The 22,162-nt window shown below is 40.8% G+C and carries 21 protein-coding genes and 1 pseudogene; 10 read left to right on the top strand and 12 right to left on the bottom strand.

Annotation, left to right across the window (positions count from 1 at the left end; genetic code table 11):
• Window position 1: 1 nt before the first annotated feature.
• Complete coding sequence (locus PSH54_RS01185) at window positions 2–1,105, top strand: L-dopachrome tautomerase-related protein (RefSeq protein WP_273605238.1); 1,104 nt, start codon at window positions 2–4, stop codon at window positions 1,103–1,105.
• A gap of 412 nt (window positions 1,106–1,517) precedes the next feature.
• Entirely contained in the window at window positions 1,518–2,864 is a 1,347-nt protein-coding gene (gene astB, locus PSH54_RS01180; protein WP_273605237.1) for an N-succinylarginine dihydrolase, read from the top strand.
• A gap of 90 nt (window positions 2,865–2,954) precedes the next feature.
• Here astB and PSH54_RS01175 read toward each other — a convergent pair whose 3' ends face one another.
• The gene (locus tag PSH54_RS01175; protein WP_273605236.1) at window positions 2,955–3,806 is read right to left on the bottom strand and encodes a mechanosensitive ion channel family protein; all 852 of its coding nucleotides are present in this window, start codon (window positions 3,804–3,806) and stop codon (window positions 2,955–2,957) included.
• Between the two features lie 345 nt (window positions 3,807–4,151).
• Between PSH54_RS01175 and PSH54_RS01170 the strand changes: the two genes are divergently transcribed.
• Together PSH54_RS01170 and PSH54_RS01165 are read left to right on the top strand one after the other, a co-directional pair.
• Window positions 4,152–5,150 (top strand): DUF4382 domain-containing protein, encoded by a 999-nt coding sequence (locus PSH54_RS01170; protein WP_273589205.1) that lies wholly within the window; start codon window positions 4,152–4,154, stop codon window positions 5,148–5,150.
• A 228-nt stretch (window positions 5,151–5,378) separates the two neighbouring features.
• Window positions 5,379–6,059 (top strand): SDR family oxidoreductase, encoded by a 681-nt coding sequence (locus PSH54_RS01165; RefSeq protein ID WP_004587015.1) that lies wholly within the window; start codon window positions 5,379–5,381, stop codon window positions 6,057–6,059.
• A gap of 143 nt (window positions 6,060–6,202) precedes the next feature.
• Here the strand turns inward: PSH54_RS01165 and PSH54_RS01160 are convergent, their stop codons facing one another.
• Both PSH54_RS01160 and PSH54_RS01155 read right to left on the bottom strand, forming a co-directional pair.
• Entirely contained in the window at window positions 6,203–6,466 is a 264-nt protein-coding gene (locus tag PSH54_RS01160) for a Txe/YoeB family addiction module toxin (protein ID WP_273605235.1), read from the bottom strand.
• On the bottom strand, window positions 6,459–6,713 hold the full coding sequence (locus PSH54_RS01155; RefSeq protein WP_273605234.1) for a type II toxin-antitoxin system Phd/YefM family antitoxin: 255 nt from the start codon (window positions 6,711–6,713) through the stop codon (window positions 6,459–6,461). Before PSH54_RS01155 ends, PSH54_RS01160 begins: the two co-directional genes overlap by 8 nt.
• Window positions 6,714–6,847: 134 nt before the next feature.
• On the opposite strand from PSH54_RS01155, the pseudogene PSH54_RS01150 reads away from it, so the two are divergent.
• Window positions 6,848–7,135, top strand: a pseudogene (locus PSH54_RS01150) (SDR family oxidoreductase); the annotation flags it as partial.
• 123 nt (window positions 7,136–7,258) lie between these two features.
• On the opposite strand, the gene PSH54_RS01145 reads toward PSH54_RS01150, so the two are convergent.
• The 4 genes from PSH54_RS01145 to PSH54_RS01130 all read right to left on the bottom strand — a co-directional run bounded on the left by PSH54_RS01145 (window position 7,259) and on the right by PSH54_RS01130 (window position 9,740).
• The gene (locus PSH54_RS01145) at window positions 7,259–7,639 is read right to left on the bottom strand and encodes a VOC family protein (protein WP_055255525.1); all 381 of its coding nucleotides are present in this window, start codon (window positions 7,637–7,639) and stop codon (window positions 7,259–7,261) included.
• A 306-nt stretch (window positions 7,640–7,945) separates the two neighbouring features.
• A complete protein-coding gene (locus tag PSH54_RS01140; RefSeq protein ID WP_273605233.1) occupies window positions 7,946–8,575 on the bottom strand; it encodes a hypothetical protein in 630 nt (209 codons plus the stop codon).
• Entirely contained in the window at window positions 8,576–9,139 is a 564-nt protein-coding gene (locus PSH54_RS01135; RefSeq protein WP_157686050.1) for a hypothetical protein, read from the bottom strand.
• A 142-nt stretch (window positions 9,140–9,281) separates the two neighbouring features.
• On the bottom strand, window positions 9,282–9,740 hold the full coding sequence (locus PSH54_RS01130) for a hypothetical protein (RefSeq protein WP_157686051.1): 459 nt from the start codon (window positions 9,738–9,740) through the stop codon (window positions 9,282–9,284).
• 1,060 nt (window positions 9,741–10,800) lie between these two features.
• Between PSH54_RS01130 and PSH54_RS01125 the strand changes: the two genes are divergently transcribed.
• Entirely contained in the window at window positions 10,801–12,114 is a 1,314-nt protein-coding gene (locus PSH54_RS01125) for a M20/M25/M40 family metallo-hydrolase (protein WP_273605232.1), read from the top strand.
• A 15-nt stretch (window positions 12,115–12,129) separates the two neighbouring features.
• Here PSH54_RS01125 and PSH54_RS01120 read toward each other — a convergent pair whose 3' ends face one another.
• Window positions 12,130–13,062: a LysR family transcriptional regulator ArgP gene (locus tag PSH54_RS01120; protein ID WP_273605231.1), complete on the bottom strand. Its 933-nt coding sequence runs from the start codon at window positions 13,060–13,062 to the stop codon at window positions 12,130–12,132.
• Between the two features lie 72 nt (window positions 13,063–13,134).
• On the opposite strand from PSH54_RS01120, the gene PSH54_RS01115 reads away from it, so the two are divergent.
• Window positions 13,135–13,737 carry a LysE/ArgO family amino acid transporter gene (locus PSH54_RS01115; RefSeq protein WP_121638281.1) on the top strand — a complete coding sequence of 201 codons (603 nt, stop codon included), beginning with the start codon at window positions 13,135–13,137 and terminating at the stop codon, window positions 13,735–13,737.
• 59 nt (window positions 13,738–13,796) lie between these two features.
• Here the strand turns inward: PSH54_RS01115 and PSH54_RS01110 are convergent, their stop codons facing one another.
• From PSH54_RS01110 to PSH54_RS01100, 3 genes are all read right to left on the bottom strand, one after another.
• Window positions 13,797–14,594, bottom strand: coding sequence for a response regulator (locus tag PSH54_RS01110; protein ID WP_004587007.1), 798 nt, complete (start codon window positions 14,592–14,594; stop codon window positions 13,797–13,799).
• A gap of 121 nt (window positions 14,595–14,715) precedes the next feature.
• Window positions 14,716–15,432, bottom strand: coding sequence for an SIR2 family NAD-dependent protein deacylase (locus tag PSH54_RS01105; RefSeq protein WP_273605230.1), 717 nt, complete (start codon window positions 15,430–15,432; stop codon window positions 14,716–14,718).
• Window positions 15,429–16,445 carry a Kelch repeat-containing protein gene (locus PSH54_RS01100; protein ID WP_273605229.1) on the bottom strand — a complete coding sequence of 339 codons (1,017 nt, stop codon included), beginning with the start codon at window positions 16,443–16,445 and terminating at the stop codon, window positions 15,429–15,431. Before PSH54_RS01100 ends, PSH54_RS01105 begins: the two co-directional genes overlap by 4 nt.
• A gap of 426 nt (window positions 16,446–16,871) precedes the next feature.
• On the opposite strand from PSH54_RS01100, the gene PSH54_RS01095 reads away from it, so the two are divergent.
• Genes PSH54_RS01095 through PSH54_RS01085 form a run of 3 tightly spaced genes read left to right on the top strand, consistent with a single transcriptional unit; the run spans window position 16,872 to window position 21,511 of the window.
• On the top strand, window positions 16,872–18,932 hold the full coding sequence (locus tag PSH54_RS01095; protein WP_273605228.1) for a TonB-dependent receptor plug domain-containing protein: 2,061 nt from the start codon (window positions 16,872–16,874) through the stop codon (window positions 18,930–18,932).
• An 8-nt stretch (window positions 18,933–18,940) separates the two neighbouring features.
• The gene (locus PSH54_RS01090) at window positions 18,941–19,474 is read left to right on the top strand and encodes a YfiR family protein (protein ID WP_273605227.1); all 534 of its coding nucleotides are present in this window, start codon (window positions 18,941–18,943) and stop codon (window positions 19,472–19,474) included.
• 3 nt (window positions 19,475–19,477) lie between these two features.
• Window positions 19,478–21,511, top strand: coding sequence for a bifunctional diguanylate cyclase/phosphodiesterase (locus tag PSH54_RS01085; protein ID WP_273605226.1), 2,034 nt, complete (start codon window positions 19,478–19,480; stop codon window positions 21,509–21,511).
• 1 nt (window position 21,512) lies between these two features.
• Here the strand turns inward: PSH54_RS01085 and PSH54_RS01080 are convergent, their stop codons facing one another.
• Complete coding sequence (locus tag PSH54_RS01080; protein ID WP_273605224.1) at window positions 21,513–22,148, bottom strand: methyltransferase family protein; 636 nt, start codon at window positions 22,146–22,148, stop codon at window positions 21,513–21,515.
• Between the last annotated feature and the right edge of the window lie 14 nt (window positions 22,149–22,162).

Genomic DNA, 22,162 nt, shown 5'->3' with positions numbered 1-22,162 from the left:
CATGAACCAGATTAAAAAAATACTTTTAGTTGCAGCCTGTAGCACTGCGTTTTTAACCAGCAGTGTGTTTGCGGATACCCAACCTACGCACACCGATTTAAAAACAGTTGCTACATTCGACGCGCAGCACCCACCAGGTAATATTGCTATTACGCCATCGGGTCGTAAGTTTTTATCGGTACATGGTTTTTACGGCCAAAAACAAAAAATTATGGAGCTATTAAGCGATGGCACCACCAAACCCTACCCTAATGAAGAATGGGCATACGCGTACAAAAACGGTAAAGGGTTTTACGACGTACTTGGCATAAATGTATCTGCCGATGGCGTGTTATGGATGCTTGATACATCAGGCCCTGATCATGCTGGGCGTTTAGTCGGTTGGGATACCAACAAAGAGCAGCTGCATAAAATAATTTATTTAGCTAAACCCACCATTACCGACACCTCGTTTTTAAACGATTTAGTTATCGATAATAAACACGGCGTTGTATACATTGCCGACACCGCACAAGGCAGCCAAGCCGCTATTATTACTGTAAATTTAAAAACAGGTGAGGCGCGCAGAGTATTACAAAATAGTCCATACACCACAGCCGAAAACATCGACATGGTCATTGAAGGGCGCACCATGAAACTAGGCGGCCAACCAGCACGTTTAGGCGTAAACCCAATCACACTCGACCCAAGCGAACAGTGGCTTTACTTTGGCTCTATGTCTGGCACATCGGTTTATCGTATTGCCACAAGCGATATTAACAATAAAAGCCTGAGCGCAAGCGCCCTTGAAAGTAAAGTAACGCGTTACGGCACTAAACCCATTTCAGATGGCATTATTGTTGATGGCGGCGGTAATGTGTATGTTACCGACATAACCAACGGCGCAATTGGTGTAGTAAAACCAAGCGGTAAATACCAGGTATTATTTAAAGACGAGCGCTTAAGCTGGCCTGATGGCTTTAGTTATGGCGCCGATCATAAAATATATTTTACCGTAGATGAGCTACATCGCTCGCCAGTATTAAATAACGGTAAAAACGCCAGCCAAGGAAAATTTAGTGTGCTGTCGTTCGACCCACTAGTAAAGGGTAAAGTAGGGCGCTAAATACAGCGTATAAACCATACGCCACGCACCCGCTGCGTGGCTTTTTGGTGCAACTTTTAACCCTTTTAGCCCCAAAGTGGTGCTAAGCGCTCAAAAGTTATTTTTAGTGTTTTAATAAATATCTGATTTGTATTCATAAAATATTCAATTAACAGTTGGCATAATTCTTTCAAAGTACAGATGTGTTCAGTGAAACTTTCAAGGAAAATACCATGGCTAACCTATACCACACCCTTTACCTACTATGGCGTTTAGATATTAGCGTATGGCAGGTAAACGATCCGAGTAATACCCATACTACGTGCGATAAAGAGCGAGTTTACAGCCGATAAATTTCGTATTTATAGGCTTTGCAAGCGCGGCCATTGCGTTGTATTGTTAAGTAACTAAAAACAATATGATTGGAACGTGTATGCACGCCTTAGAAGTAAATTTTGATGGCTTAGTTGGCCCTACTCACAACTATGCGGGTTTATCGTATGGTAACGTTGCCTCGTTAAATAATGCGGCAAGTTTTTCAAACCCTCAAGAAGCTGTGTTACAGGGCCTTGAAAAAATGAAAGCCATGCACGACAAAGGCCTAACACAAGGTGTGTTTGCGCCCCATGCACGCCCCGATTTAAACGTACTACGTCGCTTAGGTTTTACCGGCAACGACTCGCAAGTTATTCATAAAGCATTTAAAGCAGACCCTATTTTATTGCGCGCCTGTTACTCGGCCTCTGCAATGTGGACTGCCAATGCAGCCACTGTTTCACCTTCGCCAGACACCCTCGATGGCAAAGTGCACTTTACCTCAGCTAATTTAAACAATAAGTTTCACCGCTCGCTAGAGCCTGCTACAACTACCCGCTTACTAAAAGCCATGTTTAATAACGATAGCTATTTTGCACACCACACGCATTTACCCGATCAGGGCTTTTTTGGCGACGAAGGCGCGGCTAACCACACCCGACTTTGCGACAGCCACGGCGAGCAAGGCCTAGAAATGTTTGTATTTGGTGCAAGTGCCTTTAACAGCCAATTACCAAAACCGGCTAAGTTTCCTGCAAGGCAAACACTTGAAGCCTCTGAAGCCATTTGCCGATTACATAACTTAAAAGAATCGAGCCAAATTTTACTGCAGCAAAATCCAGATGTTATAGATCAAGGCGTGTTTCATAACGATGTAATTGCAGTAGGTAACGCAAACGTATTGCTTTGCCACCAGCAAGCATTTTTAAACCAACACGATGCCCTGCAAGAAATTCGCGATGCCTACACCGGCAACAAACAGCTATACATAATTGAAGTACCTACTGATAAAGTAAGCATTAGCGATGCAGTAAGCAGTTACTTATTTAATAGCCAATTAGTAAGCCTAGATGATGGCTCAATGCTATTAGTAGCGCCACAAGAGTGTCAACGTAATAGCGCAGTAAACGCCTACATTGAAGAAATGATTTTAGCCGATAACCCAGTAAACCAAGTGCAGTTTTTTGACCTGCGCCAAAGTATGCAAAATGGCGGCGGCCCTGCCTGCCTGCGTTTACGTGTAGCCCTTAACCAACAAGAGCTAAGCGCAGTAAACCCTGAGGTTATTTTAACCGATACTAAATACACTCAGCTTTGTGACTGGGCAAAACGTAACTACCGCGATAAGTTAGGCGCAAGCGACTTTGCCGATTCAGCTCTACTTACCGAAAGCTACCAAGCACTGGATGAACTCACCCAACTGCTTAACTTAGGCTCGGTATACGACTTTCAATTAGAAGGTTAATACTCGTCAGCAAAAAGCTGATACAAAAATAGCGAGCCTTGGCTCGCTATTTTTATTTGTGCTTATGCTAATAGTGTTTAAAGGTCTTTATTAACCGTTATTAACCGTTACTGCCGATGCCATCGACTCAGATATATGCAACGTACGCTGCGGAAACGGAATACTCAGCCCCGCGCCTTCTATGGCTTCTTTAACGCGTTTATTTAAATCCCACACGGTTTGCCAGTAATCGCCATTTACAGCCCATGCACGTAATTGAATATTTACTGCGCTTTCGCCTATTGAGGTAACCATTACTTTAGGCGCTGGCTCTGCGAGTAATCGGCTTTCTGATGCAGCTAATTCTTTAAGTACATTTAAGCCTACATCAATAGAGTCGGCGTACGAAATACCCACCACTATATCCATGCGCCTTTTACCGTTGCGGGTAAAGTTTTTAATGTTGCCGCCCCACACTTTACCGTTAGGCGATGCGATATAAAGGCCGTCGGTGGTTTTAAAAATGGTCGTAAATAAGTTTATTTCGTTCACTGTGCCAAGCGTGCCGCTCGCATCTACAAAGTCGCCTATTTTAAATGGCCTAAGTATTAATAACATAATGCCGGCTGCAATATTACTTAAAGTGTTTTTAAGCGCCAAACCAATCGCTAAACCCGCCGCGCCCATTAGCGCTATTAAGCTTGCCGTATTAACGCCAAAAATATCTAATATAAACAGCCCAGCAATTATGTAAACTAAATACCCCGCAATGCTCGATAAAAGCGGCAGTAGCGTTTCGTCTACTTTTTTTAATGGCGACTTAGAATTTTTAATCGCTTTTTTAACTGAGCGTGCAATAAGTGCACTCGCAACTAAAATAGCCAAGGCTAATACCACTTTGTAACCTAAAGTGATGATAGTTTCTGAATGGCTTTGCCAAAACACAATAAGTTTATCTTTCATACATATTCCAACTATGGGCTGATTATCAGCAAGAATTAAATCTATACACTTCAAAAGAAGTGGCGGGAGTATATAGTAAAAATTTTAAAGCGATAGCATTAAAATAAGTGGAAGGTGTGCCTATATCAGCAAATTAATTTAGCAAAGTTTTTCTTTTTTCGCTTAAATTTTCACACTTAAAGCCTTAGTGCTCACAAACTAGTTAACCTATGGCGTACATACTTTTGTTCAAAAATGCGCAAAGTAAAATAAAGATTAACTTCAAGTAACTATTCTAAAAACCAGTTCAATCTAAATTCAGCTTAGCCCTTCTACAATCCGCTTTATAAACTAAAGGAGTAAATCATGAATTTTAAATCAACATTAGTCAGCAGCGCCGTTCTTTTTGCATTAGCCGGGTGTGGCTCTTCAAGTGATGACAATGACACAACACCGCCACAATCTAGCGACAAGTCAACCTTTAGCCTTGGTGTGTCAGATGCGCCAGTTAGTGGTTTAAAAGCGGTTAACGTCGTGTTTGATTCAATCACTATTAAAACACAAGGCGATGAAGAATTTAGTTTTGAAACCCGAAGTGAAGCTGACGCATCTCAACCACAAATGGTTAATTTGCTCGATTACACCGGGGACGATGTTTTTGAGCTGCTTGACGATCAAGAAGTGCCAGCAGGCGAATACTCGTGGATCCGCGCTCAAGTTATAAATGGCGATACTAATAACCTTAGTTTTACATCTCACGTAGTATACGAAGACGACAGCATTGCTCCGCTCGTGGTTAAAAGAAAAGGGAATGATGGCGTAGGCGAAATACAACTCGATGGCTTTACACTTAACCAAACTGATAACGACTTTGTTTTAGAATTTGACCTAAAAAAATCGCTGGTCGATCCCCAAAATAATGAGGAGATCTTTTTAAAACCTAGAGGCGTACGATTACAAAATCTTTCTGAGTCACAAGAAATTGAAGGCACAGTAAGCCAAGCGCTTATTAATAACTGTGAAACAGACAATATCGCCACTGCTGCTGCAGATTCAACGTTTGGACACGCCGTATATTTATATTCATCAGATGCTCAAACACCTAAAGATATATACGAAATAGATGAGCAAACCCCAGAAGATGCCCCACTTGCAACCGCAAATGTTGTATTTGACCAAGACGATAACCAATATGAGTTTGAGCTTGCTTTCATTACACCGGGAGACTACCAACTTGGCTATACGTGCACCGCACATATAGACGATGCAGAGCTAGAAGATACTGATTTCACTGTTTATCAACTTAAGCAAATTAGTGTACCGCAAACTGAAGACCTTTCAGTTAGCTTTGACATAACACAATAAACGTATAGCGCACTTTAAGGTGCGCTTTTTTTATAAAAAGTATAACAAAAACGAACACTCCACCTTTGCAAAAACCCATTAAAGCCACTCATCTAACATCATCCAAATACTTCATTCGTAAAGTGACCTGCATTCAAGCCCCGTTAACCCAGAACTGGTACAGTTAATAGCACGTATTAGTTAAACCGTTCTTATCATTTTGAATATGTAAACATAGGAGAAATAATCATGGCGAAAGAAAAAGTAGTTCTAATTACAGGTGCCTCTAGTGGCATAGGTGAAGCGAGTGCAAAAACATTGGTTAATAACGGCCATAAAGTCATTCTTACCGCCAGAAGTGAAGATAAATTAGCTGAACTAGTTGAGTCGTTAGGTGAAGATAACGCACTGAGTGTACCCGCAGATGCCACCGACTTTACCGAACTTGAAAACGTAGTAACAAAAGGGCTTAAAAAATTTGGCCGACTAGATGCTGCATTTGCCAACGCAGGTATGGGCGTTTCAACCGCAGGCACTGAAAAAGGCGACCCCGATGAATGGTCAACCATGATAGATATAAACATTAAAGCCCTGCTGTGGACGGCAAAAGCAACCCTGCCCCATTTACGCCAAAACAAAGGCCACTTTATATTAACCAGCTCAGCCGCTGGCCGTAAGCCAATAAAAGGCTCTATTTACGGTGCAACTAAATGGTTTGCTTACGGGTTTGGGCAAAACTTAGCTGAAGAAATGAGCGAGTGGAACGGCCGCTGTACCACTATAGCCCCTGGCATGGTAAACACCCCATTTTTTGATGAAGCTAAGCCCGACAAACTCGACCCGCAAGATGTAGCCGACGCCGTACTGTTTGCCATTGAAGCAAACCAGCGCAACAACGTGCGCGAGATATATTTAATGCCGACTAATTAACGCTGATTGGTTAAGTTTGAGCTGTCAGGTTTAATGCCAATGGCGTTAAACCTGATGGTTGTTTTTGATAAATACTGGCTGGATAGTATGAATAATTTCAGAGGGTGTCTTGTTTATTTATCTTGTTTATTTATCTTGTTTATTTAGTAATTGTAACGACACGAGATAACTGTAATTGCTGTATTATCCAAGGCATATACCAAACGATTTGTATCATCTATTCTGCGAGACCAAAAGCCTGAAAGATTTTCTTTGAGGGGTTCCGGTTTTCCAACCCCATCAAATGGAGAACGCTTAACATCGACAATTAGCTTATTTATACGTTTCAAGGTTTTCTTATCTTGAGTCTGCCAGTAGACGTAACTATTCCAAGCTTCATCAGTCCATGATAATAACCTACTACTCATCAATAAGTTCTCGTGGGGTCGTTTTGCCCGCTTTAAACTGCGCAATTGAACGGTTTAAATGTTCAGCGTTCGCTGGAGAGCGAAGTAAATGAACAGTTTCCATAAGGCTGTTGTAGTAATCTAATGACATTACAACCGCATCTTCAGTGTCACGACGAGTGATTACTGTCGTATCTGCATCATTAATTACATTATCCAAAACGGTTTTTAGACTATTTCGGGCTTCGGTAAAAGACACTATTCTCATTTTGCACCTCACTTGTACATTATATAAGACAAGTTTAGCTGGAAAATTATTACATGTACAGGATACTGTGCATTACTTTGTTGTGGTAGCAAATTTCTAAATAAAGCGCACAGACATGCGGGCTAAAACAAAAGCACTTTATATTAACCAGCTCAGCCGCTGGCCGTAAGCCAATAAAAGGCTCTATTTACGGTGCAACTAAATGGTTTGCTTACGGGTTTGGGCAAAACTTAGCTGAGGAAATGAGCGAGTGGAACGGCCGCTGTACCACCATAGCCCCTGGCATGGTAAACACTCCATTTTTTGATGAAGCAAAACCCGGCAAACTCGACCCACAAGATGTGGCCGACGCCGTACTATTTGTCATTGAAGCAAACCAGCGCAACAACGTGCGCGAGATATATTTAATGCCGACTAATTAACGATGATTGGTTGAATTTGAGCTTTCAGGTTTAATGCCAATGGCGTTAAACCTGATGGTTGTTTGTATTTTGAGGTTAGATTTTAATAGCGTAAGGTTGAACACTGCATAATTAAAGGTCTGATTAGCTGCGTATTTCTACACGCCAAGGTGGGTTAACTCTATTAACACCCGCCCAATATAGCTTAATTTTATGACCTGACGGATCATGCAGTACGGCCTCTCGCCATAGATAACTCTGGTCTGTAGGTTCTTGTATAAATACAAAACCTTTAACTTTTAAAGTCTCAACCAGTTCATCTAATTGTTCATGTTCAAAATATATTACCATGCCACAATCAAACTCACCTCGATCTAAAGACAATGAGAAAGTTGAATCCCCATCTGGACATTCAAAGCGAGCATAATGTGGGGTATCTACAATTTGAGTAAAACCTAAGTCGCGATAAAATTTAGTCGAAATTTCCATATCAGTAACGGGTAATGTAATTTGATTTAAGTTCATTGAACCTCACTGTGAAAAAATTAAAGTAGGTGAGCACTTAATTAATTTACGATTGTTATGTAATACTTTACTTATTTCTTCACTAATTAAAGCCTGATACGTAGCTCATCAAAGTGCGAAAATAAAACTATCTGTCTAGTTTATTATGATTTTGTACTGTTTCACATTCGAAACCTTAGTCGCTATTTTTGAAACTCATACTTTACGAAACACATAACGCCGCCTTAAGCGGTGAGTAATAGCTGGCTATAATGTGAAGCGAAGCGGAACCGAGCCAACTATTACGCATCCGACTTTAAGGCCTTGTTAACTTACCCGAGGTGGTCGATTTCGGTATAAACGAATTAGGAAGCGCAAGAAGTCTATTAAGAACCGGCCAACAATGACAGATAAAGCAGATATAAATGCTACATAAGTATGGTCATTGAGACTAGCTTCGTCTTTGAATTCTGTGAAGTTTACTTCAGTCTTGTTAGCTTCAAAATTGATGTTTAATACTTCCGAAGAAATTAAAGAGATGGTTATGGAGTTACCCTCTACAAATTCCTTTAATTTCACTTTTTTTGATAGCTTTGCTTTGTAATCTGAAAAACTGACAGAACCAAACATTTCTTTTGGTTGAGTTACGTAAAATACTCTATATAGTTCTGGCTTAGAAACGGCATTAACATCTAATAAAAATTCAATATCGTTTATTGCTTTTTTACCTGTATTTTTTAACTCAACTTGAGATACATAAACATCAGCTACTTTTTTACCTAGTATGGGAACTTGTTTTCTGCCTACATCTTGCGGCCCTAGAAGCTTTTTAGACTCAGTAACTTGATAGGTTATTTCAAAGTTAGGTAGGAAAAACTCCTTAACATCAGAACCAAACAATGAAACAAAGGCAACAACTATTCCAATTACAATCGGAGCTATCCATTTATCTATCATCTATCCATCCTTCCGGTTTCTTTTTATTTCTTGTAAACGGATTACATATTCAATTTGTGATTCAGAGTCTATTGGCATGTGTTCTTTTTCAGGAAGTCCTAAAGTTATATCTATAATCATTTCAGGAAACTTTCTGTCCTGATTCATAGATATATCGATTTCATCAACGTAAAGTGAACCAAATCGCTTTTTTGATTTTAAATCTCTTTCTAAGTTTTTAGCGATAACAGGGGTATGTCTATTTACGACTTCAGTCACTTCTTCCTTAGATAATCTACTTATTACTTTTTTCTTTACTGCATCATAAAAGCAAGATGCTATTGTTCCTGCAATAGCCCCAGTCACAAAAAGAATAAACGAGCCTTTTTCTACACGCTCTACGTCTAAGTGAATATTTCCATAAACACTTTTACTTATTTGGGTTCTACTCGTATTTATATTCATAGAACACATGCTTTCAAAAACACTTCGCTCAATAGTAGTAGTAAAATTTGAGATTAACGCACTGAGAGTAGCGGTTGAAAGTCTGTCTGGTTTACTTGTTAGCTTTATTTTTAAATCCATTTTTATCAACTTTTTATAATTTTTGCTGGTTTTTTGGGGGTAAGTTAACTTTTAAATAAGGGGCGCAGACGCGTGGGCTATAATGCGAAGCAGCCCACGTGTATGCGTCCCAGCGAACGCAGTGAGTGGCTTAATTTTTTTGTTAGGTAGCATTGCCGGAAAAACGAACATTTTCAACCTTCGTAATTTTAGGGCTTTCACTACAAATGACTTCCAAGCATTCATCGTTTGTTACCAGCATATGTGACCACTCCTGATTATTTCCCATAGCGAATGAAAGCGGACTCTCTTCATGCCATGGGTGACCTTTTAGCTTAAAAGTATTCTTTTTGGGGCGTTCAGATGACCACAGATAGAGAAGACCATGCTCATCTAATAAACGATATGCATTAACCGTTTCAAAGGCTAACTCGTAAAGCGCTTCGGTTTCTTCATGGAAAACACGAGCGATCAAATCGATGTCCTTATGTTTGGGATTGCCGAGAATTTCAACTTTTGCGCCAGAAGATTTTGTCAGTGACCATTTATCGATACTCCACGATACATCAATGATCCAAGCAGTGCCTTCTTCAAAAGGAGATTCCCAAGTTTCAAATTCCATCTTGCTACCTAACTTTTCAATAACGGGCGCAGACATGTGGGGCATAATGGCGAAGCCGCCCCGCGTGTATGCGTCCCAGCGAACGCAGTGAGCGTGTTGATTGGGTTGTTATGCGTAAAAACACCAAACCACCTTTTAGTTAAATGGTCCAGCCACTAAATTTATTACGTTTTTGAGTAACCATTACATTTTTCCCAAAGAGCTATCAGTAATCCAATGCAAACTGAAAACAAAACTAATAATAGCGATGCATTGAGAATAGTTGATGGTGTTACTAATTCCCAACTCCCCCCGAATGTGACCTTTATTACCACTAATAGAACTAGTGTAAACAGGATAAAAACTGAATTTCTCCAAAAACGGTCAAAAAATTGAGATTTGAAAAATGAGCTGATTTCTTATTCTCCGATACGCATAACATTTTAGTCTACGACATTTGTCGTTTTACAAACCGACAAATGTCCATATATTACAGTGATTTTATCCTAGCTATAAAATAAATACCTGTAAACAAATAGTTAGCTTCACCTTACTTTTCCTAAATGTAGCAAAACCCCAAAATGGTGGAGATCAGTAATATCAGACATATAGCTGTGTAGTTGTACTAGTTGATTATTAATTAACAAATCATATTTTAAATACCTGAGTTTAAACCAATAACGCATACACCCATTAACCCTTAACCTTGTAACTCATTGTTGCTTATAAAATTAGTTAAAAATCACAATCTACTTCTATTGAAACCTTTGTATTTTTACTTCATATTGGGGCGTGTTGACCTTTGCGGATTGAAATTTGTTCAATCTAGGGGCGATTAAATCGCGGCGCGAGGTTTGTAACCTAGTGGGCTAAGTAAAAACCGAGCAACAAAGAGTTTATCGTCCCTAGAAAGAACCCAACGGGCAGCGCATGTTTGGCATTTATGCTACGTTATCGCCTATTTATGGGGAGTAACCACACTACATAGGCTCTGCCTTGCCTAAAAACCAAACACACTGCTGCAAATTCAACCATCAAAAATAAACACGCCCTAACTCTTTTCTTCAATTATGAGGCTGTTATGTCACTTTTAAAATTTAGCCAAGCACTTATTTTTACCCTTGCGAGTACCCTACCGCTTACAAGCCACGCGGCGCTTAATAAAAACGAGCGTGAAATAGTAAAACAAGTTGAGCAAAACATGCCGCAAGCGCTCAAAGAAATAGAACAAGCGGTAAACATTAATAGCGACTCGCTTAATATTGAAGGCGTAAAAAAGGTGGGCGCGCTTGCAAGCGAGCAACTAAAAGCCATTGGTTTTGAGGTTGAGTGGTTAGATGGCAGCGCGTTTAACCGTGCAGGGCATGTATTAGCTGCGCACAAAAGTAAAAACCCCGATGCAATAAAAATACTGATGATCGGCCATCTTGATACGGTGTTTGCCAAACACGATAACTTTACTACCTATAAACAAATTGATGAACACACCGCGAGCGGCCCAGGGGTAGCCGATATGAAAGGTGGTAATACTATTATAATTACCGCGCTTAAAAGCCTACAAGCGCTTAATTTACTTGAAAACGTAAGCGTAAAAGTACTGCTTACCGGCGATGAAGAAAGCAGCGGTCGTCCACTTAGTTTATCTAAAAAGGCGATTGTTGATGCAGCAATTTGGGCTGACGTAGCACTAGGTTTTGAGAACGGCGATAACAATATTAAAACCGCTATGGCGGCGCGCCGTGGTTATACCGGCTGGACGTTAAATATAACGGCCAATGCTGCACATTCATCGCAAATATTTAGTGACAATGTGGGCTATGGCGCTATTTACGAGGCGTCGCGTATTTTAAATGACTTTAGAGAGCAACTAGCTACACAACCTAATTTAACCTTTAACCCTGGGCTTATTGTGGGCGGTACAAATGCCGATTACGACAGTGCTAACTCGTCAGCCACGGCGTTTGGTAAAAGTAACGTAATTGCGCAAACCGTGCATGTAGCGGGTGATTTACGAGCGCTTTCGTCAAAGCAGGTAGAAGGCGCTAAAAAAGTGATGCAGCAAATAGTGGCTAAAAGCTTAAATGGCAGCCAAGCTGAGCTTATTTTTGAAGACGGCTACCCACCAATGGGGCTCACCAAGGGTAATAAAAAGCTGCTTGCACTGTATAGCCAAGCAAGCCAAGACTTAGGCTATAACAAAGTGGAGGCTGCAAACCCACGTAATGCCGGTGCTGCTGATATTTCGTTTGCTGCAAACCATGTTGATATGGCGCTTGATGGCCTAGGCCTAATGGGCAGTGGCGCACACACTAAAAACGAAACCGCCGATTTAACCTCACTTAATAAAAACACCGCTAAAACAGCACTGCTTATTTACAGATTAGGGCAGTTATAAACGCAGGCTTAGCCTTTATGGGCTAATAGGCTCTAACCGTTTGCCTGCTACTTGCAATGCAAACTTACGCAACGTTTTAAGCTGCGGGCTTTCGGTTTGCCAATAGTGCCAGTACAAAGGTGTATCAATATAATATTCTGGGAATAAATCGACTAACTCCCCTTTTACCAGCGAGTCTCCTAGCTGTAATGTAGGTAATAGCCCATAACCTAGGCCTGCTATCATGGCTTGTTTAAATCCCTCTGACGAAGGGTAAATATGTGTAAACAGTGGGGCTGAGCCATTAATATCTTCTAAAAATTGGTGTTGTAGCTTGTCATACTCACTAAATACCAAGCACGGTAAATGCGCTAATTGCGAAAGCTCAGTAAGCTTATGTTGTTTTATAAAATCGGGGCTTGCAATGGCTTTGTAGCGTATGGCGCCAAGTGGGCTAACTAGGCCGCCATTAACGGGCTCGGGGGATGAGCTAATACACACCATAACCTCGCCGTCTTTCATTCTTTTATGGGCAATGGATTGATCTTCACTAATGACTTCAAAGCGTAATTTGCACGCAAGCTCTGTATCTAATACGGCGAGTGCTTCGGGCAGCCAGGTGGCAAGCGAATCCGCATTAGCAGCAAGCTTTACGCTAAGCGGGGTGTTTAAATCTGTGTGCTCGTTAAGTGCCTCTACATTAAGGGCCACTTCTAGCTGTAATACTTGCTGTAAATGATTAAGTAAGCGCTTGCCTAATGCTGTTGGCGATGGCGGCTGGGTTCTTATTAATACGGGTTCGCCTAGTTTGGCCTCAAGCTGATGAATACGCCTACTCACCGCCGATTGGGTAATAAATAATTTTTTTGAGGCCTTTTCAAATCCGCCTTCACTTATAACGGCACTAAGCGCATTGAGTAACTGGTAATCAATCATGAGTTTTACGCATATAACAATAAATATATTCATTGGATTTGTAACAGAATACCCCCTACCCTGCAAGGCATTGGGTAACTGGTTTTATTTGAGTGGATTAGAAGTATGTCGTTTTTGTCGGGTGTGATGTTAGGGCTAAGTTTAATTATTGCCATTGGGGCGCAAAATATTTGGATTTTAAGCCAATGTATGGCGGGCGCTAACCGTTTTGTTTTAGCTGCGGTTTGTATACTTTGCGACGCCACGCTAATTATTGTAGGTGTATTTGCCGCTAATGAGTTAAAGCTATGGCTGCCGGGGTTATTACCGTGGTTAACCTGGGGTGGTATAGCTATGTTACTTTACTTAGCATTTGGCTCTGCGCGCAGCGCAATTAAAGGCACATCGGGGTTAAAAGTAACTCAGGTAATAAAAGTGAGCTGGTGGAAAACGGCCCTTGCGGCCTTTGCTATAAGCTTGCTAAATCCACATGTTTATTTAGACACCGTATTACTGCTTGGCAGCATTGGCGCATTACAACCCGCGCCTATGCACTTTGCTATTGGTGCTTGTGTGGCCTCTGTTATTTGGTTTAGTAGCTTAGTGTTGTTTGCGCCAAAATTAAAAAAGGTTTTAAGCTCCCCGTTTAGATGGCGCGTATTTGATAGCTGTATTGCGGTTATTTTATGTTTTGTAGCGTTTCAGTTATATAACGTGCCAAGCCCATAAGCCAAAACAGCGGTAGTTATGTATTTAACTACCGCTGTTGTTAGCCATTTTTTAAAAGACTAAGACATTATTTTATAAAGTAATTCTCGCACTGTGGCCGGTTCAAACGGTTTATCGCAAATGGCATCAACTCCTGCTTGCGCAATATTAGCTAGGTGAGTGTCGTTTGCCTCTGAGCTCACCATTAAAATAGGAATATGCGAGTAAGCATTTGAGCCACGTACAGTTTCGGTTAGTTCGCGACCATCCATTTCTGGCATGTTGTAATCGGTAACGATTAAATCGAACGATTGCTCACTAAGGTGCGCTATGGCTTCTTTTCCGTTTTCGGCTTCTACGGGTTCGGGGATCCCCATGCCAGCAAGTACGCGTATTATGTGTTTACGAGCAAAGCGGCTGTCGTCTACTACAAGTACGCGAAGTAGCGTTACATCAAAATGATCAAGATCTACTTCTTCTTCGCTTATTATATCGAGAGTTGCTTTGAGTGCGCGAGTAATGGCTTTTGCGCTAAAAGGCTTAGGTAAAATAGCCAACACACCCGACTGGCGTAGTTGCTCAAGGTACTTTTTATTACGCTCGCTCGATATAAGCATAAAAGGTTGATGTTCAGTGGCGGGGTTAAGTCTTATTTTTTGCAATAATGAGTCGGCGGTGCCGTCTGATAAGTACATCGAGCTTATTACTAGGTCTGGGTGGTAACTTTCAAGTAACGATAAAACCTGCGCTTGAGTAGCCGCAGTTTCTACTTGTTTAACACCACTTTCTGCAAGCGATTTTATTATTATTTTTTGCTGAACCTCTGAAGGCTCTACAAGTAAAATGGACAAGTTTGCTATTGCAGTTAGGTCGCTCATTCAAGTCTCTTTGGTATTGTTATAATGAGGATAATAATAACATTATTGACTCGTTAATATTATATAAAGAGATTGTAATATTTAAGAAAACATTAGCAATCTCTTTAAAATATAGCACTTTCTAATTAGATTGGATGTATTCTAATGCATTCATTTTTTTGTACGTTACCTTGCTGTGCATTATGTGAACAGGGTTAGGGTCTACCACTTCTACAGGTATGTCGTAATTACGGGCTATTTCTAATGCCATTTGGGTGATATTTACACTAAACGAGGTGCCCATAAATACAATTTTATCGGCGTTGAGCATACGCTGTTGTGCTTCGGTTATTCTGTAAAGCTTGGTGTAAAATTCATCGAACAACAACACAAAAGGCTTAAACGAATGATTAAGCTCCGGTGTTTGGTTTTGAATATTAAATAGCTCAAAAAGAGACTCATGCAGGCGACTTTCATCTACACTATCCCACGGAGTCATAAGCGGTTTAACGGCTTCGCCTTGCTCATGAAATAACGTCATTTGATCGAGCCTACCGTGTATAGCAATGTAATTTTTGTTACCGGCTTTGCCATCAAGACCATCTATATTTTGGGTTATTAAGTTTTTATCGCTCAGCCAATGGTGTACTTCATTCGGGCCATGGTTACGATAGGCTGCAAAACGATTGTAATACCAAGCTAAAAACTCGCGTGGATTATTTTGATACATAGCACGCGTGGCCATTTCCACAGGCGTATAGTTTTTACTGCCTATAGTCCAAAAGCCATCTTCGCCTCTAAATGTAGGTATGCCACTAGCAGCACTTACCCCTGCACCGGTAATATAAAGTGTATTCACTGTGCTACCTCGTACCCTAGTACATCGTTTATTACTTGTTGTTGGTTGTTCATACCGCCAATACGATATAAAGCCCCATTGTGCTCAAGTAGGCCACGGTGATCCATACTGCCAACAGCTACATTAGGTAATACCTGCCACGTGTTTTGCTTTATATTAAAACGCCACACATGGTTGCTCGCCGGGGCGGGCTGTTTATTGTAACCAATCCCGTTGTAGTTATAGGGGTTATTAGAGCCGCCCAGCATGTAAATATTGTTATTGTAGCTAGTAGCAGCCATACGGTAATGCGACTCCCCCGTAGGGTGGGGCAAAGTACGCCAATCTATTTTTAGCGGATTGTTGGCATTTATTGTGCCTTTTAAACACTGAGCAACACCTGCAAACGAGCGGCGAGAATCTGAATTTGCTTGGGTTTTAACGCCATCGCAAATAACAATGGTATTACCACTAATAGCAGCCGCTTGGCCAAATACTGGCTCACCTAAAAAAGGCGACGCCTGCTGCCATGTATTGTTTTTAGTATCGTAAACTTGCACTAAATTTACATTGCCATCGTTATGCCAGCCGCTAATAAGGTATATGTAACGCTCTTTGTAGCTTAGCGCTACGCTGTCATCAACCGGTACAGGCATACTTGCAAGGTGCTTATATGTATTGTTTTTTATATCGAAACGGTACACATCGGGGCTTGAAATTTCAGTATGATCGCTATCTACCGTGTAGCCACCAAAAATATAAGCGTATTCACCTAAGCCAACAGCAGTACTAGCTAAGCGCCCCTTTAATGGCAAACTTGAAGGCACACTCGCTTGTTGCTGCCATGCGCTGTCGCCCAGTTTTAGTGAAAATACCTTATTGTGTACATCGCTATGTTGTTTGTTTTTACCAAGCCCCATAAAACTCAAAAAATAGCGTTGGTTTTCAACAGTAACCTTAGCTACGGCATTGTTTGCAACGGGTTCGGGTAAAGCAGGAAGGCTTGCTAGCGCAATAGAAAAAAGAAGGCTCATAAAAACAAATAATATAAAAGTGACTAATACACTAAGGGTAAATTATTTTACCTGCATGAACCAGCTAACTATAAGTAATTTACCTTATTAATGCGTGTGTTTAGGTGTGCTGCGTTTTACATACCATCTAATAATTAATGATATAGCCAGCGAGCTAAATTAGATAAGCGAATTTACAAGCAGCGCCTAATTTACACGCTTTATTACTTGATTTTGAGGCTTTATTTGTTAATTTTATTTAAAAACTACAAAACTTTAATAATTTAGCGTTAAGTTTTAAAACATCCTTACTACTTAGTAATTTATGCTAGTTAGCCTAAGAAAGTGTACTTTTAGCAATATAAAGTATGCTAATATTTTGTGGTAACAAATGTTTTACAAAAATATATCCTGTTTTTGATTTTTGATCCCTGTGGAGAAACCTAGGTGAAAATACCTAAAAAGTTATTGTGCTCACTTATTATTGCCTCACCAATACTTGCTGCAGAACCATTAAACGACGATGACTTAGACCTTGACGCGTTAATGGGGATGGATGTTCAAGCAACTTCTGCAATGAAACGAGCACAATCGGCCTTTAGCACCGCCTCTTCTATTTATGTGCTAAGCGAAGAGCAAATTACAAGCTCGGGCGCTACCTCTATTCCTGAGGCATTAAAAATGGTGCCAGGCCTTGCCGTAAGACAACTTGATAACAATCAATGGGCTATTTCTGCACGCGGTGTTGCTTCACGGTATTCCAGCAAATTATTAGTAATGATAGATGGGCAAAGCCTATATACCCCCAAATTTGCGGCTGTGTATTGGGAGTCGTTGCATGTGCCTTTATACGATATTGAACGCATTGAGGTTATTCGTGGTCAGGGCGGGTTGTTATGGGGTAATAACGCAAATAACGGCGTGATCAATATCATTACTAAAAATAGCTTAGATACACGCAACACTTACGCTAAAGCAATTACAGGTAATCAAATAAATGCCGACATAAGCCTTCGCCATGGTGGTGATATTTCTGATATTGGTAGTTACAGGGGCTACTATAATACTAAAAATACCGCACCTTCTAAAAAAGGCAGCCGCATTAAACCTAATGACTTTACTAAACAGCACGCTGGCGGCTTTAGAGCTGATTTTACGCCAAGCGATGAGTGGTCAATCCTCCTGCAAGGGGATCATACCCACACAGAGCACGGCCAAAACCTTACTGGGGTAGTAGATGCGTCTAACCGCAGTCAGCAGTTTCCAACTATTGCAGATAGGCGCGATACACGATTAATGACCCGTGTTGAGCATCGTCTTTCAGATAATGCAAACCAAATGCTGCAAATGTCGTGGCTTAAACAACATGGTGAACAACCCTATATAAATGAAGATTTTGAATCGATTGACGTTGATTATCAAATGAACTTTATTACCGGTGCACTCCAGGTAGATTGGGGGCTTAATTATCGATTTAATGATATTTCTTTTCAAGACAGCATTTTTATTAATAGCGATAAAGACCTAGAAGACCTTCATCAATACGGTGCTATGCTGCAAGCGCAATACAGTGTTATTCCTGATACGTTAAACCTCATTGTAGGCACAAAAATAGAGCATAACGATTTAACCGGTTGGGAAAATCAACCCCTTGCCCGCTTTACCTATCAGCCAAATAGCGAGCACCTAGCATGGGGTTCAATTTCACGAAGCGTACGTATTCCTACACTAATTGAATTTAACGATAACTTTAGAGTAAATGGCCAAAAAATCTCAGACGTTATTGGCATGCAGTCGGGTATTGCTGAAATAGATCAATACCATATAGCTACATTTTTAAATGGTAACGATAACGTAAAAGCCGAAAATTATATCTCGTACGAGCTAGGCTACCGTATATCAAAGGCGGAGTGGTCTTTAGATGTTTCTGCATTTAATACGCAAGCGGATGATGTGGCCGTAATTAGTTTAAACCCTCATGTAGAACAATTTATACCTGCATTAAACTTTTACTTAGCCGGGGAAGTGTCACAAGCATTTGCGGCGCTTCAAACAACAAGCTTAGATTACGACTTTGTTTCGGTAGGTGAAACCACCACAACCGGCGGTGATTTATTGTTCTCGATGCAACTAATGGACGACTTAAGCAGCGAAGTTGGCTACAGCTATACAAAAATAGATTACGACTTACCTAATGCAACGCGCCCTACTATTGGCTACGACTCAGTAAACAGACAATTATTTACTAAACTGAATTACCAATTAACTGAGCAGCATTCTATTTTTGCCACGCTAAGAGCCGAAAACTCAAGCACTTACAATACAGATAACTACACCGCTGTAGACCTTACATGGAACTGGAAAATAAACAATAACTGGGCCACAGCAGTATCAGGCAAAAATTTATTTGCAGGCTCACACATAGAATACGCCAATACTCGCGAAACATTTACGGTTCCTAATTACATAGACGAGTGTGTTACGTTTTCTGTTAGTGCAACATTTTAAGAGAGCCAATGCTTAAGCCTTTAAATCGATTGCTTTACCTATTTTTTTGCCTTGCGCTTTGTACAAGCTCAAGCGCGTTTGCGGTGCAAAAAGAATATGTGCTTAAAGCAGGCTTTTTATATAACTTTGCCCGCTTAGGGCAATGGCAATCTGCACCCGAAAACGGCTCCGACTTTTTAATTTGTAGCCCCGACAGCCAATTTATAGCAATAGCAAATGCCGCCCTAGAAAACAGAAAAGTACATAAACGCCACTTACGAAATAAACTAACTCCCCTCGAGGCAACTGCACTTGAGGGCTGTGATATAGTATTTATTACTGATAATACCTATAACATGTGGTTAGATGCCCACCCCGCGCTTAATTTAAAAAATACAATGATAGTTGGCGAATCCGATGGCTTTATAGCCGCACAGGGCCATATTCGATTTTTCCTTTCAAGTAGTAAGGTGCGCTTTGAAGTTGCCCCAAGCAAGCTTAAAAAAGCAGGCATTACTATGAGTTCAAAAGTGCTGCGCCTAGCACGTGTAGTTGAGGGGTAAATAATGAAAAACTACTTCTCACTCAACTCAATGAGTAAAAAGCTGCTGTTTATTTTAATGAGCGTTGCGCTTATTTCTACCGCTACCGTTACTGCTGTTTTTAGCGCGTATGAGCTAAAAACCGCAAAACAAGAACAAACACAAAGCCTAAAATCACTCTCGCAAATATTAGCCCCCAATATTAGTACTGCTTTAATATTTTACGACACCGCCGCAATAAAAGAGCTGATTGAGCCGCTATTAATGCGCTCCGATATTGTATCGGTAGAAGTGATAAACAATTTTAGCCAACAACTTGCAAGCGTAACGTCGCCTAAATACAGCCAAGAAAGCTCAGCCCCGCATACAATAGAAGTAAAAACACCATTAACAATTGACGCTCAACGCTACGGTACGCTGATTGTGCGCGCAGACGACAGTGACCTAAACGACAGAGCCGCTTTTTATGGCCGGTTTATTATTGTATTAATGATTTTTAGCTTTATTTTAAGTTTGCTTGTATCGCTAATGCTCAGAAAACGTTTTTTAAACCCCATTTTATATTTAGCACAAACAGCAGAGAAAATTACCTCATCTAACGACTATAGCCTACGTGCTAAAGAGCTTTCAAAGGACGAAGTGGGTAAGCTAACAAGCTGTTTTAATACCATGCTGCAAACTATAGAACAACGCGACAACCTGCTAGAAAACCAAGTAAAACGCAGAACAAAAGAGCTCGAAAATGCCAATGTTCAGTTGCATCAATATGCCTATCAAGATGGCTTAACCGACCTACCTAACCGCCGTTATTTTTATGAGCACCTGCAACAGCTTGTAAGCACACCTGAACAACCATTTTCTTTGGTATTTATTGATTTAGATGGCTTTAAAGAAGTAAACGATAGCTTAGGCCACGACTTTGGTGATTTATTACTTCACGAAGTGGCTAAGCGACTTCGCCGCTGCTTAAAACAGCAAGACATAGTGGCGCGCTTAGGCGGTGATGAGTTTACCCTAATACTAAAAGGAATAAGCGATACAACAGCGGTTTCGCACATTGCACACGATGTAATGAAAAGCCTGACCCGAACAATAACCATAAAAAACGAACATGTGCAGGTAACTGCGAGTATAGGCGTGGCGTTTTTTCCGCATGACGGCATATCGGTCGAAACCTTAGTTAAACGAGCCGACCAAGCGATGTATTTGTCAAAAAGTAAGGGGCGAAACAGGTTTGAGTTTTTCTCATACGAAATGGAAGAACTGGCGATTGAAAAGCGCCGCCTTATAGAAGAAATACGCATTGGCTTAAATAACAATCAATTTGAACTTTACTATCAGCCAATATGGGACCCCCATTCACGTACGCTAAAAAAAGCTGAAGCGCTGATCCGTTGGAACCACCCAGAGCGAGGCATTATTGGCCCTGTTGAGTTTATCGATATAGCAGAGCAAAATGGCTTGATAAAAGAGCTAGGCGAATGGGTTAAATCGCAAGCTGTTCGCGATGCGGTGCAGTTTAATAAACTAAGCTATACACCGGTGCAAATTAGTGTAAATACCTCGCCTTTAGAAATTGATCGCGACGGTATTTGGGTTACCCAATGGGTAGAGGCGTGCAAACTGTATAATTTGCCACCTCATACTATCTTAATTGAAATAACTGAAAACAGCTTAATGGACCCAGATAACGCGATTCAGCACCATTTAAAACGCCTTAATGCGCTTGATATAGACATTGCCATTGATGATTTTGGTGTTGGGTACTCATCGCTTGCGTACTTGCAGCAGTTAGACATTGATATACTTAAAATAGATCAATCGTTTATACAAAATATTGAAGCCAATAGCAGCAGTATAGCGCTAATTAAAGCCATAATTACCATGGCGCATAACTTAGGGGTAGAAGTGGTCGCCGAAGGGGTAGAAACACCAACCCAACAAGCACAATTAATCGCGTTGGGCTGTGATTACATTCAAGGCTATTTATATTCAAAGCCGCTTTCAAAGCAAGATTTTATAAATAGCCATCTGCAAATAAAAGCAACCGTTGAATAACCTACAACCAGCGCGGTACGGTTTGCTTATATTTTAGGTAGTCATTATTAAAACGCGTGACTAAATGCGCTTCTTCAACGGCTATTTGTTTATAAAGCGCATATAAGCCCACAGCAAGGCAAATTAAGCTAAATAAGCTTGGTAATGCTAAAAAGAACCCCAACTGAGCAGTTGCCACACCAACATACATAGGATTGCGCGAAAAACTATATAACCCTGTAGTTTTAAGCGTTTGAGGCCCATTTGGGTCTATACCCGAGCGCCAAAGTGACGCCATATGAAAATGAACAACCATACTGAGCACAAAGCCCGCCGTGAGCATAATATTGCCAAACATAACACCCGGCCACCCATTTAAGGTATAAAACATACCTAAGTAGTTATCGGTGGCAGGCAAAAACACACGCAGCACACACACAAACCATATAGCAGCTCTAAAAAACTTAAACGCCATATGATTCCACCAGCTAGTACAAAACTTAGCGCCAGGAAAAATAACACCCGCAGGCGTTGAACGATTTTTATAAATAATTCTAACGGTGTAAAACCCCGCCACAAACGTATAAAAAAGCGCTAAATACACACGCGTAAACTCGATTAGCGAAGCAGAATCATCTATAAACGGTTGGTAACTCATTAATTTATTTTCTT

Origin of the sequence: Pseudoalteromonas sp. Angola-30 (assembly GCF_028599215.1) — a bacterium.
In the GTDB taxonomy this organism is placed as follows: domain Bacteria; phylum Pseudomonadota; class Gammaproteobacteria; order Enterobacterales; family Alteromonadaceae; genus Pseudoalteromonas; species Pseudoalteromonas atlantica.
The sequence above is the reverse complement of the archived record's forward strand: the minus strand, read 5'-3'. Positions and strand labels throughout refer to the sequence as shown.

Bases quoted from the DNA above. Each gene is read 5' to 3' on its own strand.
- PSH54_RS01185 (WP_273605238.1), top strand. From the start codon at position 2: ATGAACCAGATTAAAAAAATACTTTTAGTTGCAGCCTGTAGCACTGCG.
- astB (WP_273605237.1), top strand. From the start codon at position 1,518: ATGCACGCCTTAGAAGTAAATTTTGATGGCTTAGTTGGCCCTACTCAC.
- PSH54_RS01175 (WP_273605236.1), bottom strand. From the start codon at position 3,806: ATGAAAGATAAACTTATTGTGTTTTGGCAAAGCCATTCAGAAACTATC.
- PSH54_RS01170 (WP_273589205.1), top strand. From the start codon at position 4,152: ATGAATTTTAAATCAACATTAGTCAGCAGCGCCGTTCTTTTTGCATTA.
- PSH54_RS01165 (WP_004587015.1), top strand. From the start codon at position 5,379: ATGGCGAAAGAAAAAGTAGTTCTAATTACAGGTGCCTCTAGTGGCATA.
- PSH54_RS01160 (WP_273605235.1), bottom strand. From the start codon at position 6,466: ATGAGTAGTAGGTTATTATCATGGACTGATGAAGCTTGGAATAGTTAC.
- PSH54_RS01155 (WP_273605234.1), bottom strand. From the start codon at position 6,713: ATGAGAATAGTGTCTTTTACCGAAGCCCGAAATAGTCTAAAAACCGTT.
- PSH54_RS01145 (WP_055255525.1), bottom strand. From the start codon at position 7,639: ATGAACTTAAATCAAATTACATTACCCGTTACTGATATGGAAATTTCG.
- PSH54_RS01140 (WP_273605233.1), bottom strand. From the start codon at position 8,575: ATGATAGATAAATGGATAGCTCCGATTGTAATTGGAATAGTTGTTGCC.
- PSH54_RS01135 (WP_157686050.1), bottom strand. From the start codon at position 9,139: ATGGATTTAAAAATAAAGCTAACAAGTAAACCAGACAGACTTTCAACC.
- PSH54_RS01130 (WP_157686051.1), bottom strand. From the start codon at position 9,740: ATGGAATTTGAAACTTGGGAATCTCCTTTTGAAGAAGGCACTGCTTGG.
- PSH54_RS01125 (WP_273605232.1), top strand. From the start codon at position 10,801: ATGTCACTTTTAAAATTTAGCCAAGCACTTATTTTTACCCTTGCGAGT.
- PSH54_RS01120 (WP_273605231.1), bottom strand. From the start codon at position 13,062: ATGAATATATTTATTGTTATATGCGTAAAACTCATGATTGATTACCAG.
- PSH54_RS01115 (WP_121638281.1), top strand. From the start codon at position 13,135: ATGTCGTTTTTGTCGGGTGTGATGTTAGGGCTAAGTTTAATTATTGCC.
- PSH54_RS01110 (WP_004587007.1), bottom strand. From the start codon at position 14,594: ATGAGCGACCTAACTGCAATAGCAAACTTGTCCATTTTACTTGTAGAG.
- PSH54_RS01100 (WP_273605229.1), bottom strand. From the start codon at position 16,445: ATGAGCCTTCTTTTTTCTATTGCGCTAGCAAGCCTTCCTGCTTTACCC.
- PSH54_RS01090 (WP_273605227.1), top strand. From the start codon at position 18,941: ATGCTTAAGCCTTTAAATCGATTGCTTTACCTATTTTTTTGCCTTGCG.
- PSH54_RS01085 (WP_273605226.1), top strand. From the start codon at position 19,478: ATGAAAAACTACTTCTCACTCAACTCAATGAGTAAAAAGCTGCTGTTT.
- PSH54_RS01080 (WP_273605224.1), bottom strand. From the start codon at position 22,148: ATGAGTTACCAACCGTTTATAGATGATTCTGCTTCGCTAATCGAGTTT.